The sequence below is a fragment of the Cylindrospermum stagnale PCC 7417 genome, from assembly GCF_000317535.1.
Classification (GTDB): domain Bacteria; phylum Cyanobacteriota; class Cyanobacteriia; order Cyanobacteriales; family Nostocaceae; genus Cylindrospermum; species Cylindrospermum stagnale.
In genome coordinates, this window is the sequence record NC_019757.1 from 3,245,954 (window position 1) to 3,260,174 (window position 14,221).

The window sequence follows — 14,221 nt, forward strand, 5'->3', positions numbered from 1 at the left end:
CTGAAGTGCTTACTACAAACATTAAGACGAACATTAAAAATTATCCCAATTCTTACCATAATCTAACACCGGATATTGCACCCAAGAATCACGCAGCCATTGCCGTCCACAAGTTTGTAAATACCAATGAACACTACTTTCAACCCAGTCATACGGAGATTTAGTTAAACCATGTTTCACTGGGTTGTAATGAATATAATTAAGAGTCGTATAGTAATGTCGTTCAGAGCGAATAGCTCGATCACTCCAAGAATACCAAATTTTTCGTTTAGTGATATTGTCCTCTAAATTCCATTGACGTGAAATAGAACCATGTATCCTGCGAAATAATTCACTCAATTCATCAAAATCTACAACCTGAACTAGCAAATGATAATGATTAGGCAAAATCACCCAACCACAAATTCTTAAGTTCGTAGTAAGCACTTCAGTGCTGATTTCTTCACTTACACTATTACTATTACCAAACATATCAAATATCATATTTAGCAGATGCTGCCGGCGAAATTCAGAGTGTATATAACACTGATGTTCGTAACAAGCAGCAGTCAACAGGTAAAGTGGTCTATCTCTGACTAGATGTGGTGGTGAGTGTGGTGGATAGCCTCTATTTAGACGATATTGAACTAGTTCAGCTTGTTTTTCTGGTGTGAGTTTACGATATTCGTACATGAATTTACTACGAACCTTGTGCTTGTAGTGAGGACTTAAGTCCTCATCTTTAAATCAGCACTAAAGTGCTGACTACGAACTTGATGAGCTTGTTTCCACAACTTGTTTATAGAAGGCTTCGAGACCTGCGACACAGACTTTATCATCAAAAAGGCGATCGCAATTTTGGCTCATTTTTTCAACAATACTACTCCTCCAAGCAGGGTCTAGTCCTAATTTGACAGCGATTTCGATATATTCTGCTTCGTTTTGCGCGATGGTGTCTGTCACCCCCAGCATTTTCAAGAAGCTGTCAGTGTGACGACCTCGCATAAACTCCCCTGGACAGGTAACAATGGGGAGATGACAAGCGATCGCTTCTAGGCTAGTATTCCCACCAGACCAGGTGAAGGTATCCAGATAAACATCTGAAAGTAAGTTAATCATCAGATAGTCTAGCCGTTCTGGAATGCTGAGAAATACACAGTAATTCTCACTATTGAGTCCGACATCAGCAAAAGCACGCTGCAAACGAGGTTTTAATAAGGTTCCACGCAGAAATACAAATTTAGCTTGAGGAACACGAAGAGCAATTTCCGCAAAAATAAAATCGTACTGCGGTAGATATTTAAAAGGCGCTTGACAGGATAAATAGATAACCGCATCATCTAGTAGCTGAAAATCTGAGCGGTTTTTGACCACTGGTGGAATATAAGGTTTGGGGTAAGAAACGCCAATATTAGGTAAGCGGATTAATTTTTCAGAGTAATGTTCTTGAGCATTTTCTGCTTCCATTAACTCGCTGGATAAAAAGTAATCAATAGTTGGTAAACCAGTAGTCACCGGATGTCCCCAAGCAACACATTGCACAGGTGCAAGTCGCAGACCAGCCATTTGCATGGTTTGCGCGTCCATACCGATTTCGGGAAAAACTAAAATATGCAGCTTATCAGCAACTATCTGTTCACAGACTGCTAACAAATTATGAGGAATATGGTGCAAAACATCACTATAATCTTGAAATTGTTGAGTAACTGCGTCAGGCTCGTTTCCTGTGTAGTAACAATAGATTTCAAAATTTTGGCGATCGCAGTAGCGTAGCCAGCCAGTTAACCAAAGTGTGCCGCTATAAGAATCTAGGTAATGAGACGCATAGCCAATACGGATTTTTTCCTGTGGCTGAAGTTTCGGCATAGATAAAGGTACAACCCATTGCGGAAAGTTAGCCGCCATAATTTTATGTACTAACTGTCCGTATTGGCGTTGTAATTCCACATCGTTTTGAGCTTGATAAGAGAGGTAAAAATTAGTTAATCTACCTATTCCAGCTAAAGCATTAATTCTTTCTTCTGAACTGTTTAAAGATGTTTGTTGAATTAAATTTTGTAGCCCTTGAGTATATCGCTGGCGATAAATTTTAATTTCTTTTTGGTTGTCATAGATTGTGGGTACTGTTAAATATTTAAGTATTTGAAATGTATAATCACCAGGTAATAACTGGCAAGCATTCTCTGCCTTTATAATTGCTTCTTGATTGAGTCCATGACGCCGCAAATCGATAATAAATGAAAAATGTAATCTTGGGTCTGTGGGGTAAATTCTAATTCCTTCTTCGAGTATTTGGAAATATTCATCTAGCAAATTTAAATTTCTATAGCATTGACTTAATTGCCAATAAATCTCTACATCTATTGAGTGAATTTGCATCAATATATGATATTGTTCAATAGCTGCTTGCCATCTTCCCTTTTGGAATAATTTATTACCTAAATCAAAAACTAATTGACTTAGTTGTACATTACTAAAATTTTCTATCTCATAAGCTGGAATTTTCTCTGCTTCAAATAGTGCTAATGCTTGCAGATTTTGATGTGTTAAAATGATTAGGGCATGAATAAAACTGGATAGATTCTTTCTTTCAAGTTCATTTAAACCTTCAAGCAGAGAAATTTCGCATTCAGTAGTCATATCAAAATTTTCTGCCATTAGTAAATTCATAGCCACAGCAGATAAAAGGAAATTAGCTTCTTCTATGTCAATACCATTTGTATCTATTAGTAATCTCATCTGATGACTATCAGGATGATTTACTACAGCTTTTATAGCTTGTTCTAATTCTAAAAGCAGTGACTCTTCTGTTTGTTGCCAATCAGGGAAGATTATAATATTAATGTTACCTGGGGTTATAACCAAGGACTCGAACATATATTCTTCTGTTTGGTTCATTAATTTGCCTGGTTCCACTTGGGAAATTTTATGTAAGTAATTTTAAATAGGTTTAACTGCTTGTAGTGAGCAATTTATAATTCAAACGCTCACTGCAAACAAACTTTAATTTTGTAAATTTTGTTCAACTCGAAGTAGAGGTTTGATTCATCCAGCTATCTAATTCATAGGATTTTAGATTTCCAACTGGTACTTTTTCTAAAGCTTGTTGATCTTCATTAGGTAAGATAATTCTGCCATGAATACGAGGTAACAAACTTTCCCATTGAGTAGCAGCTAAATTTCCTACTGGAACAATTTCTAAGTCTTCACTGATATCTAAATCTTCTTCCATGAGTAAGTTCATACTAACACTAGATAAAAACATTGCTGCTTCTTCAGCATCAATGCTACTTATGCTAATTAGTAGGGTAGTATTGGAACTCTGAGGATAACTAGCTAATGCTTTGATAATTTCTGTTAACTCTAACCCTAGTTCATCTTCTGGTTGTGACCAATCAGGGAAGATAATTAAGTTAATTTCTCTAAGAGTGAAACTAGATAAATCAAAGTCCGAATCTAATAGTGTTTGTAATCTTACTCTCATCTCTTGAGCAGGGGCAAAGTCAGGCACAATATTACTTAGCTTATCTAAGGCTTCTTGCATTACAGAGGTTTCCTGAAGATGCTCTGCTGCTTGGGCTAAATACCAAAATCCACGCCAATGATTACAACCAAAGTTAATCGCATCTATGAATAGTTTCATTGCGTCTGAGGTTTTTCCTAGACTTTCACAGATTAACCCTACCCATAACATTAAATAACCATCTTTGGGATAGTGATGGAGATATTGAAGCACTCCACCCTCTCCTAATCCTAAAAGAGTAGAAGAATTAGCTATTTTTTCGTCAGCAGTAAATAATTGATTAATATCTTCAGAAGTTAAACTTGTAATAAATTGGGATGCGGTATCTCCTATAGACTCAATGAATATTTTTGCACCTTCAAACTGTGCAGGAATGTCGACTATATCAAGGAGAGATACAGGTTCATCTAACAAACTACCATCAACAGGAATACTCCATTTTCTCGTTCTCTTGGGTGTTTCCATCAATCGGTGATAGATGGGATTTAGCTGTTTAGCTGCGTTTTCTGCGCCAAATATTTGCTCGGCGTATTGCTTGGCATTTTTGCCTAGTCTTAACCTTTCTTGGGGATTGTGATAAAGATATTCTAAGGCTTGGCTATATTCTAATTCACTATCAACCATCAAACCTGTGTAGTTATCTATGACTAATTTTCTAATGCCACCATAAGGAAATACAATTGGAGGAATTCCGGCATACATGACTTCTTGTAAATTTAATTCTGCGGCAGCATAGGTATCTTCACACAATGGATAACCATAGACATCAAATTCAGCAATTACTGAGCTAATGTCTTCCACAAAACCACGAAAATCAAATTTAGATAATGCTCCTAAATCAGAGGCTTGTTGTTGTAATAAATCAATATCTCCACCACCACAGAGAATAAAATTAACATTAGGAATATTAGCTTTAGCACTCATGGAGATATACTCAGGGTGCATTTTACTAAACGCTAAAGCTCCCATATAGCCAACATTAAAAGTATCATGTGGTTTGGGTTGAACATTTTTAACTCGTTCAAAATCTGCCGCGTCGTAGACCATCCCAACTTTTTTTTGTCTTATTTCTGGTGCTAATTGTCGCACTACAGGTAAGTCATAAGAATGGGGATTACAAGGAATAGCAAAATCAGCATAATTGATTAAATCACGAGTAATCACCTGTGGGGCGCTATCTCCCGACACATGAAACCAGATAATTAACCTTGCAGGAGGTAGTTCTGAATGCAGAAATGAGAACGTCTGGGGATTATTCCAGTAGTGAATATGCACTAAATCTGCTTCAGCAATTAGTTGATTACGAGCAATTTCGTCAACTGGATCAAGAAATTCCATCTCTCCTAATTCAGCTAATTCTACTGCTATAGGATCAGCTTCCTTTAGGGAGATAACTTGATGTTTAAAATGCTCATCTAAACGGGAAGAATATTTAGAAATGGCAATCATGGAGCGAGCAGCACCACCAAGACACAAGAAATCAATAATGTGAAGAACTTTAATCATGGAACCTTAATTTTTTACTTTAATTACTAGGTTTACGATAGATTTTTAGAGAAGAGAATACTCCCGGAATAATCGGTAAATAGGCTTGAGTTTGAGTTGGATCATCAGGATACAACAAAGGTACTTCGATAATTTCGCAATGATAAGTATTTTCTATTAATTCTTGGCAAGCCTGCCTGATACCGGGTTCATTTCCTCCATGATGAAAAAGGATTGATTGGCTATTTTGCTCATCCAGGGGAGGTAAATAATCATGGAAAATCATTAAGCCACCAGGAGCAAGTAAGGGATAATAGTTAATAATATCTTTTTTCACACCTTCATAAGAATGATCGCCATCGACAAAGATATAAGGTGGATAATTGCCATCTCGCTCAAAAATTTGTTGTAATTGAGCTAAAGCATCATGGGAAAACATTCTCAAATGAGTAATCTCTGAGGGTAAGTTATCCAATACTAATTTTAATTGGGGGTGTAATCCTGGATCAATCGCCCATCCTTCTACATTATTATGCTCTCTGACTAGGGCCTTTTGATTCAAAAATAAGGAACTTCCAGCAAAAGAGCCTATTTCCACAAACCTCAAAGGAGAGGAATTAGTTGGTAAAAGGTTACGGATTGCGTAATAAAGTTGAAACCGCTCATTTTTCGACATCTGGCTTTGAATACCGTACTTCACAGGATCATCTTGGTCAAATTCTTCGATTAATGAGGTTCCAAACACTGGATTAATGGCAAATTTGTGAGGGCAATTAAACCAAACTCCTGTACTATCTATTTGGTGAAGCTCAAATTCAAGTTGACGCTCGGCTTCAAATTCATGTAAGGCTTGACGACATCCTTCCCAACAACCATAATCATCTACTTGCACAAATCCATCATTAGAAATGCGATCATAGAAATTATTAATAATGGTTTTAGTTGATTCGTACCAATCACCATCCATATGTAAAAGAGCAATCATCCCTACTTGATCTCTCATTTTCGGTAAGGTATCTGCAAAATAACCTTTAACTACCTGGACAATATCACCAACACCCAGTTTATTGCAGATTTCCTTCACACTAGCTTCTGGTGCAGCACAAGTACCTGTACCCCATCCCGTTACCTCAGCCAGAATACCATTAGATTTATCTTTTTCTGTCGGTGCTGGCAATCCCTCAAAAGAGTCAAAGGCATAAACCCAACGAGGTTGTCTGGTATGGCGTTTAATCACTGCGGCTACAAGGGCTGTTGAACCTCCGGCTGCAACTCCACACTCAACAAAGTTACCGGGGATATTTTCCACACAAATTCTTTTGATTAGCGTAAATAGTGAATATAGTCTCGCCTCACTGAGCATTGTATAAGGTTGAACTAACCCATATAAATTTTGAAACTCAGAGTCTTGAATATGACTAGATACAAATTGAGGATATTGATTTAATAATTGCTTGAGTAAATTATCAGCTTGCTTGTTTTCGGGAAAATATCGCAACTCTTCATACAAGGCTTGAATAGAATCGCCAGGTTGTTGGATTTGCAAAAAACATTTTGCCCTTAAGTAATCTAGCCCCATAATTGGCTGTTTTAAAGCTTTGGCATCATTTAGGATTTTAAAGGCTTCTTGAAGTTGATTATTATTTAAAGCGTGATTTGCTTTTGTAATAAAATCATTATTCTGAGCCAATTCTTTTGAACTAGATAAATTTAAAGATTTAACATTTGCTGGTGTAAGCTTTTTCAGATAACCATTAGTAGCCCAAGTCAAGTTATGAGCAAAAAAGTCACAATATTCACCATCAATCTCATACTCGTTGTTATATTCAGCCAGAAAAGCTTTTAATGCTTGATGGGGTCCACTGTTATAAGATTTATCTTGAACAATATCGGAAATAATACCATCTTCAACTACGATATATTCTTCTTGATCAAGATATGGATGGAAAAAACCTAGAACTGCCTTGCTTGTTTGATAGGAATGATCCGCATCTTCTATTACTAATAAAGGACGAGGTAATTGCTTTAAGAAATCTGGAGAAAAAATTTCTTGTAAATTTTGACCATCTCCTTCCATAAATGTAACATTAGAATGAGAATATTTTGTCACTTTTACAATATCCACAGAGTAAACGTGACCTTCAATCCCAAAATTGTTCAATAAATCTCCAAACCATAAGGCACTACCACCACTTTTTGAGCCAATTTCAATAATAGTGCGAGGCTTTAGATTCCAAATCAAGACAGGATAGATAGCATAATCAAAGGGATTTTTTTGTGTTGGTACACCACGATAAGAATAATTATGAAGGCTATTTTGAATTGACATCATTAAATCATAGGGTAAGGCTGTATTCCATGTCCTTTGCTCATTGGGAATCTTGACCTTTTTCGGTTTAATTAATGCTTCGGTTAGTGATGCAACCTGTTGTTGTGCTTGAATATTCTCAGGATTATATTCTAATTCTTGTTTAGCTGCTTCCAGAGCTTCTTCATATCTGGCAACAGCGCCATTAAAAATTGCTCTTAAATAATGTAATCCAGGTACAAAAATACCCAAAGTAGCAGCTTGTTCACTTAAACGGAGAGCTTTGATTTTATCCCCTTGATTAAAACTTTCTAAAGCTTGGTGAATTATTGCTTCAACTTCTTTTTGTGAATCTTGAGTAATTTCTTGTAAAAGCTGTTTCCCCTTAATATGATTGGGTACTTTTGCTAAAAGAGAGCGAAGAGAATTTTTGGCTTCAGAAATATAATCTAATCTGATCTCAGCTAATGCTTTGAGATAGTAATAGCTTGAACTTGGCTGTTTTGTAGAACTAATAAGATTAAGGACTTCAGTATTTTTGTTACTGTTGATATATTCTATTAATTTTTCCTTAGATATATGAGGAGTTTCAATAACAACCGATTTCGTTTTTCCACCACTAAAGATTGTTTCTTCAGTCAAATCATCTGCCTGAACATTTCGATTAATCATAGGAGAATCTTTAAGAGTAAATTTCATTTGAACTACTGCCGTATTAGTTAAAAAACCATTAAAACTTTTTGTGAGATTACCAGAGCCAAAACCAATATTAGAAACTAGATTTACATTAGGTAATATAGTTAAGCTATTATTAGCCCAAAGGGTAAACAGCCAAATATAATCTCAAGTATTAAAGCCATCATAAACACATTGAAACATTCTTGACCAGTAAGCAACTGCCTGCTCATTTGGCAAGACATCATTAAGCCAATCATTATCTCTTAATTCTGTCCATAGTTGCATTGAATCATCATAGTTTGTCCACGCACGTCTCCAACTAGCCTAACCCCAAATATGACTGTAAAGAGAAAAATAATAACTATGTTCGGTTCTTTGGTGTTCAAATTGGCAGTTTATCAACCGAAATCATCATAATGCGTTCATCATCACGATATTTCTCTAATAATTCTTGACTGTAACGGAAAAAAGTCGGATGAGGTACATAGTCATCTTCTAAAGTAATCGCTTCTTCTACCTGCTCAAATATCCAATCCAAACCACTACTAACTCTTTTTCGACAACCTAAATTAACATCAGAGCAATTAGTTAATACTGCTGTGGATTTTTGCTTACTTTGCTTCTTCTCTCGTTTTCTTCCTCACATGCTCCAAAATAGTCTGATAATCCTGCCTATCAGGATGTTGCTTAACCAACTTCTCCATTAGCGCGATCGCACCCTTGTTGTCTTTCATCTGTACCCGGAGGATAGACAGTTTCTCCAGCGCCAATTGGTTATTTGGTTCTCGTTGCAAAACCAACTCATAACCTTCTACCTGTTTCTGTAATTCAGTTTCAACAGACTGAATAGCTGCTTGCTGAGGCGGACGAGGCTGCTCCCAAGATTGTTTTATGGTATAAAACCCTCCAAACAACATTGAACCACCAAAAGACACGATGGAAATATATGTTACGATTCTTTTCTTCTGATCAATCTGCTTACCGCGCTTAACTAAGTAATTATCACCTGAAATTGCCATGTTTTCATAGTTGCTGCGGTAAATACTTATATTGCAGCAATCCTTCTGTTATGAGGATACCCACAACCCTCAAGAAATTATCATTTAAAGCATATTGACAGATAATAATCGGGCATAGGGCGCAGAAGCAATGCTCTATGCCCAGTCATAAATAATTTTATTATTTCAGAAAATATGAAATTTATATAAATATTTGTGAGGATTTTGCCTAATCCCAGATGTTTGCGCTAAGTAAATATTGTGTGGCGTTTAAATTTATATAAACGCTAGATAATTCTCCTGCCATTGCAACTTTGCTCGTTGGTCACAAATCGGCGAAACAGCCATTGAATGAATAGGTTTTTCAGAAAGCGCAGATATTTTTACTCACCAAAACCAAGAAAATTTTCCAATTCGTCCCAACCCGCGCTATGATTGCAATCTCTAGGACGATTCACTCTTTGACTCGGCTTCCGCGATGACTGCTTGGCAAGATTAGGGTTTTGTGGTGGTAATTACCGTACAAAACCGAATTCTCCAGCTACTTAGTAGAGTTAGTTATGGTATAGTTAGATAGTTAAGACTAGCTTTACCAAACTACAACCACGCATCGGTAACCATTGCAAGACGGAAAGCAGTTTTGATTAAGCATTTACCAAACAAAATCTGAACTCTATCGACGTTATGACTCAGCAAGTGATTCACCCTATGGTGAAATTGCAGCGTAATGTGCAATCACTCGTAGAATCGAATATTATCAAGCCAACCGACAGCATTTGGAAAATTGCTTTGCTCTACGGTAATGAATGGCAGCACTGGAAACAGGAACTGTTAGATTTTGGGTTTAGTACGCAAGACCCAATTAGTGAATTACTCGCAGTAGAAACTTGGGATGAAGAGGGATAACGGGAAGCTAACCGAAAGGATGATCATGTCTTCATCCTTTCCTCACCCCTGAAGCCTTCTATTGGCAAGCAGCTAAGGCCATAGCCAATTCGTTAGCGCTTTGGTAGCGATCGCGTGGCAAAGGTTCTGTGACGCGGTCAATAACATCTCTCAACTGAGGCGTAATGGTGGGAATTTTTGCCACATCAAACCTAAAGTTTTTCCCCCGTTGGCGGTAAAACTTGAAAGGATTTTCGCCCGTAAGCAAAAAAATTAATGTTGGGCCAATGGCATACAAATCTGATTGTGTCAGAGGTTGTCCCCGTTCTTGTTCAGGAGCACAGTAACCTTCTGCACCAATCCGGGTGCCAGGTGCGGTGCCAGTTTCTTTGACAGCGCCAAAATCCAACACCACTATCTGATTATTAGAAATTCGCACCATCAGGTTAGCGGGTTTAATATCGCGGTGAATTAGTGGTGGATCTTGGCTATGGAGATAGCCTAAGATATCGCAGGTTTGCATCATCCAAGTGATCGCTTGGCTTGGCGTTACCGGCCCAGTGCTGTAAATACGTTTTTCTAAATCTAGACCGTGAATTAATTCCATTGCCAAGTATTTTTTGCCCCCTTCGACAAAGAAGTCGTAATACTTGGGAATTCCTGGATAGTTAAGTCCTTTGAGGGTATATGCCTCCCGTTCAAATAATTCTTGGGCCTTGGCAATTTTAGCCATATCAGCATTCATCTGCTTCAGCACTAGGAGTTGCGGCTGTCCCGCAATTAAACCTACTGCATCCCAGGCTAAATAGGTAGTACCCATACCTCCCTGTCCTAAGGTTTGCAACACCTGATAGTGGCGAATCGTCTTTTGCACCGACAGGGGTTGACCGCAGTGGATACAAAATAGATTCCCTGGGGAGTTCCCTTCGTGGGTACAAAAGTTGGCAGAAGTTGCATAGCTCTGCGCTGAGAATATTGGTGTATTAGCGGATGTCGCTTCCCCGTGGAGTTGTTGCCACGGTAATTTGCTTGGTGCTGTTACCTCTTGAATTTGGAATTGCAGTATCGGCCCTCCCTGTGCCAGTTGCAGCAATGAATTATCTGGCAGAGGACATTGGATCACAAGGATGCCATTGAGGAAGGTGCCGTTTGTGCCTTGACTAATCACCTGCCAAGAATCGCCCTTGTTAACAGTAGCGACTTGCCTAAGTTCTAGATGATATCGAGAAACCAAACTATCAGTTAAAACTACGTGATTATCCGCTGCTCGACCAATGCGAATCACAGCGGAATTCTCAAAGCACCACTGCTTGAGCGGCGTTTTTTGTTGCGCTTCTAACAGGGTCAGAGTAACCACAATACAACCTAAAAACTAAGAGGTACGAGGACTAGGGGTTTCTCCCTGGGGTGAATCAAAATGCCAATAAAAAATTTAATCTGCATTTTGAATAGCTCAAATGTCAGTGCCTTCATTTCAAGCTTTCCTGATTTGGGCGGACTTTTGCCCGAATAACTACAGCTGTAATGTTGTCATGACCGTTATGTTGGTTCGCCAAATCAATTAAGTTTGTGACGCCCAGTTCTAAGTTAGCGCCAGAACTTAGCAGAGGTTCTAAGTGAGTCTGCCAGTTGATTTCTAGTAAATCATTATCTGATAGACCATCTGATGCCAACAGCATGAGCGTATCTTCGTTGATATCGAAAAACGCCACATCGGGATTGATCGAATGTTCGTCGCGGGGGCCCAAGGCTTGGGTGAGTTGGTAAGCATCTGGGCGGGCGTAAGCTATGCTCGTTTCTACTCCCCTGGCAATTTCCCGTTGACCGACTTCGTGATCTACTGTGACTTGTTCCAGTCCCCGCTTGCGAGTCAGACGATAGAGACGGCTATCTCCCACATGAGCGACTGCTACCTGAGTGTCTTGTAGTAATAATAATACCAGGGTAGTACCCATGCGCCCAACTCCAGAACGGGCGTCTTTTTGATTGAGATTGTAAATCGTTTGATTAGCTAAATATACCGCTTCCCGGATGCAGTCTTCCGTTGGCAATTGCTGGGAAGTCCAGTGTTCTTGAAAGTATTGTTGTAGTGTAGTGACTGCCAACTGACTGGCAACTTCGCCGCCAGCGTGTCCCCCCATCCCATCGCAGAGAATATATAAACCATGGGCTTGCAAGACTCGACTTTTGGGCAATTCCAGCTTGTTAATTTTGGTTTCAATGCCAAAGTAGTCTTCGTTGTGACGACGTTGACGCCCTACATCAGTGCGTCCAGCATCTTCCAAGCTGCTCAACTGCATTGACAGCACAATGGTTGGCAGATCATCGCTTTTGCCACTGGTATCGTCTGGCTGATCATCTAATTGCAGAATTGTCGGCACAGCAGTCTGTCTCTCCTCTGTGGGATAAGTAGTTGGGATCGAGGGTACTTCTAGTTCTGTAGCTATTTCTTCCAAACGCGATCGCAACTGCGCCAGCGTCTCAATCTCACCAAGTTCCAAATCCTCCAACATCTGCACAACAGAACCAAATTGAGTGCGTTGGGAATGTCTAAATAGTGTCTGCCAAACCTGCCCCAAAGCCTTGATAGTTAAAGGTTGTTCTACCACAGCAGCTATTTTGTCTGTAGCAGAAGTTGCTAACTCACTATTCGGCTGACTATTCAATGAATCTACATACAATCTTTGTAATGCCAGCGTTTGGTCTTCATCTAATCGCAGATTCGACAATTCCAACAGACTTTGACGACAATTCACTGGTTCCAGTACCGCCCAGAGTTGGGTCATCTGATAACACCAGTGTAAAATTTGTAACGAACTCGTTGTCTCATTTTGCCACAGATCGAGTAAAGGCTGCCAATAGGAGCGGTCTTCGATCAGTACCACCTGCATACCACCTTGCTGCCATGCATCATGAATCAGCGGTATACCTGGTTGAATTTCTGATTGTAAGCCAATATAAGCTTTAGCCAAACTAGGAATTCCATTTGCACCCACTGATGGGGTGATCAGCCCCTTGGGTTCATTTTCTAGCATTGCCTCAATAGGTGATACTTGATACGGTTGGCAGTCTAAGACTCTCACCCCTACCTCCGTATTGGTGGCAATATCCGCTGGAGTAGGTAGCGGTTCTAATAATTGATAACGCTGCTCTTGGTCTAAATAGGAACCTACTGAGAATTGTGATCGGGTGAAAACTTCCTCATTTCCTCCGCCTACAGTTACCGTCACCTTCCCTGGTTCGGAAACTGCACAAGTTGCTTTTTGAGCAATCATCGCCCACCAAACTGTGCCACATTCCGCGCCGCAGTTATGACAATGTTGTGCGTTCAAAGCTACATCTGTACTGCATTCAGGACAAACTTTGTGAGTTAGGGAGGTGCCACAGTTTTGACAGAATTTATTACTATCGGGGTTTTCAAATTTACAATCAGGGCAAATTAGCATAGTGGAAGTTCCTTAATTTTCCTTCTAAGGTGCTTCTAGCCACTAAGATCCAAAGTGCCACAATAGGCCATCCCTGCCTACAGTAGACCTACAAGATATTGTGGTTTCACCAAGGAAATTTGGTGGCAGTATTAATTGTAAACTACTCACACTGACCTGAAGATACAGTGTGGGTTTTTAGTAGCCCTGAACTGTCGGTGCTGAAATTGCAGTCCAAACAGTTCAGACAAATCTTTACTAACTAGAACGCCCACCAATGGGGGTTGATTGGGTGCTAATATGCAACAATTTTATTTCCGAGGGGGTGAGGTCGCGCCACTCACCAGGTTGTAGGCTATCTAATTGCAGGTGGGCTATGGTCACTCTGAGCAATCGTAAAGTTGGAAAACCTACAGCCGCAGTCATTCGCCGCACTTGGCGATTTTTCCCCTCTGTCAAAGTCATTTCCAGCCAAGCTGTGGGAATATTTTTGCGAAATCTAATCGGCGGGGTACGCTCACCTACGACCGGTTCCTCTGACAACAGTCTAACTTGGGCTGGTCGAGTGCGGTAATCTTGAATTTCTACACCTGTTTGTAACTTGTAGATCGCATCTTGATCGGGAATACGCTCCACCTGTACCCAGTAAGTACGTTTGTGGCCAAAGCGTGGATTAGAAAGACGATGCTGTAATTGACCATCATTAGTCAACAATAGTAACCCTTCGCTGTCCCAGTCCAAACGCCCCACAGGATAGATATCGGGAATCTGGATATAGTCTTTGAGGGTGCTATGTTTAGGAGTTTCCTGGGTAAACTGGCTGAGAACGCCGTAGGGTTTATGAAAAATAATATATCGATTAGTCATTAGTCATTAGTCATTGGTCATTAGTTTAAGAGTAATTTTGCTTGAGGAATGGGGAGGAGTGGGTGAGAGTTGG

10 protein-coding genes are annotated in these 14,221 nt (G+C 39.5%); 1 reads left to right on the forward strand and 9 read right to left on the reverse strand.

Annotation, left to right across the window (positions count from 1 at the left end):
- Positions 1 to 33: 33 nt before the first annotated feature.
- From CYLST_RS13145 to CYLST_RS13175, 6 genes are all read right to left on the reverse strand, one after another.
- The gene (locus tag CYLST_RS13145) at positions 34 to 672 is read right to left on the reverse strand and encodes an REP-associated tyrosine transposase (protein WP_015208221.1); all 639 of its coding nucleotides are present in this window, start codon (positions 670 to 672) and stop codon (positions 34 to 36) included.
- A 72-nt stretch (positions 673 to 744) separates the two neighbouring features.
- Positions 745 to 2,877, reverse strand: coding sequence for an O-linked N-acetylglucosamine transferase, SPINDLY family protein (locus CYLST_RS13150; protein WP_015208222.1), 2,133 nt, complete (start codon positions 2,875 to 2,877; stop codon positions 745 to 747).
- Positions 2,878 to 3,001: 124 nt separating this feature from the next.
- Positions 3,002 to 5,008, reverse strand: a complete 2,007-nt coding sequence (locus CYLST_RS13155) for a glycosyltransferase family 4 protein (RefSeq protein ID WP_015208223.1) — start codon at positions 5,006 to 5,008, stop codon at positions 3,002 to 3,004.
- 19 nt (positions 5,009 to 5,027) lie between these two features.
- The gene (locus tag CYLST_RS32760) at positions 5,028 to 7,994 is read right to left on the reverse strand and encodes a CmcI family methyltransferase (RefSeq protein WP_015208224.1); all 2,967 of its coding nucleotides are present in this window, start codon (positions 7,992 to 7,994) and stop codon (positions 5,028 to 5,030) included.
- Between the two features lie 361 nt (positions 7,995 to 8,355).
- Positions 8,356 to 8,511 (reverse strand): hypothetical protein, encoded by a 156-nt coding sequence (locus CYLST_RS34495; RefSeq protein WP_157162581.1) that lies wholly within the window; start codon positions 8,509 to 8,511, stop codon positions 8,356 to 8,358.
- 73 nt (positions 8,512 to 8,584) lie between these two features.
- The gene (locus CYLST_RS13175) at positions 8,585 to 8,992 is read right to left on the reverse strand and encodes a tetratricopeptide repeat protein (protein ID WP_015208225.1); all 408 of its coding nucleotides are present in this window, start codon (positions 8,990 to 8,992) and stop codon (positions 8,585 to 8,587) included.
- 663 nt (positions 8,993 to 9,655) lie between these two features.
- On the opposite strand from CYLST_RS13175, the gene CYLST_RS13180 reads away from it, so the two are divergent.
- Entirely contained in the window at positions 9,656 to 9,877 is a 222-nt protein-coding gene (locus tag CYLST_RS13180) for a DUF4327 family protein (protein ID WP_015208226.1), read from the forward strand.
- A gap of 58 nt (positions 9,878 to 9,935) precedes the next feature.
- On the opposite strand, the gene CYLST_RS13185 is transcribed toward CYLST_RS13180, so the two are convergent.
- The 3 genes from CYLST_RS13185 to CYLST_RS13195 form a co-directional block, all read right to left on the reverse strand.
- Positions 9,936 to 11,213: an FHA domain-containing serine/threonine-protein kinase gene (locus tag CYLST_RS13185; RefSeq protein WP_015208227.1), complete on the reverse strand. Its 1,278-nt coding sequence runs from the start codon at positions 11,211 to 11,213 to the stop codon at positions 9,936 to 9,938.
- Positions 11,214 to 11,325: 112 nt separating this feature from the next.
- The gene (locus CYLST_RS13190; protein WP_015208229.1) at positions 11,326 to 13,302 is read right to left on the reverse strand and encodes a serine/threonine phosphatase; all 1,977 of its coding nucleotides are present in this window, start codon (positions 13,300 to 13,302) and stop codon (positions 11,326 to 11,328) included.
- Positions 13,303 to 13,539: 237 nt separating this feature from the next.
- The gene (locus CYLST_RS13195) at positions 13,540 to 14,148 is read right to left on the reverse strand and encodes an rRNA large subunit pseudouridine synthase E (RefSeq protein ID WP_015208230.1); all 609 of its coding nucleotides are present in this window, start codon (positions 14,146 to 14,148) and stop codon (positions 13,540 to 13,542) included.
- Between the last annotated feature and the right edge of the window lie 73 nt (positions 14,149 to 14,221).

Bases quoted from the DNA above. Each gene is read 5' to 3' on its own strand.
- CYLST_RS13145 (WP_015208221.1), bottom strand. From the start codon at position 672: ATGTACGAATATCGTAAACTCACACCAGAAAAACAAGCTGAACTAGTT.
- CYLST_RS13150 (WP_015208222.1), bottom strand. From the start codon at position 2,877: ATGAACCAAACAGAAGAATATATGTTCGAGTCCTTGGTTATAACCCCA.
- CYLST_RS13155 (WP_015208223.1), bottom strand. From the start codon at position 5,008: ATGATTAAAGTTCTTCACATTATTGATTTCTTGTGTCTTGGTGGTGCT.
- CYLST_RS32760 (WP_015208224.1), bottom strand. From the start codon at position 7,994: ATGAAATTTACTCTTAAAGATTCTCCTATGATTAATCGAAATGTTCAG.
- CYLST_RS13175 (WP_015208225.1), bottom strand. From the start codon at position 8,992: ATGGCAATTTCAGGTGATAATTACTTAGTTAAGCGCGGTAAGCAGATT.
- CYLST_RS13180 (WP_015208226.1), top strand. From the start codon at position 9,656: ATGACTCAGCAAGTGATTCACCCTATGGTGAAATTGCAGCGTAATGTG.
- CYLST_RS13190 (WP_015208229.1), bottom strand. From the start codon at position 13,302: ATGCTAATTTGCCCTGATTGTAAATTTGAAAACCCCGATAGTAATAAA.
- CYLST_RS13195 (WP_015208230.1), bottom strand. From the start codon at position 14,148: ATGACTAATCGATATATTATTTTTCATAAACCCTACGGCGTTCTCAGC.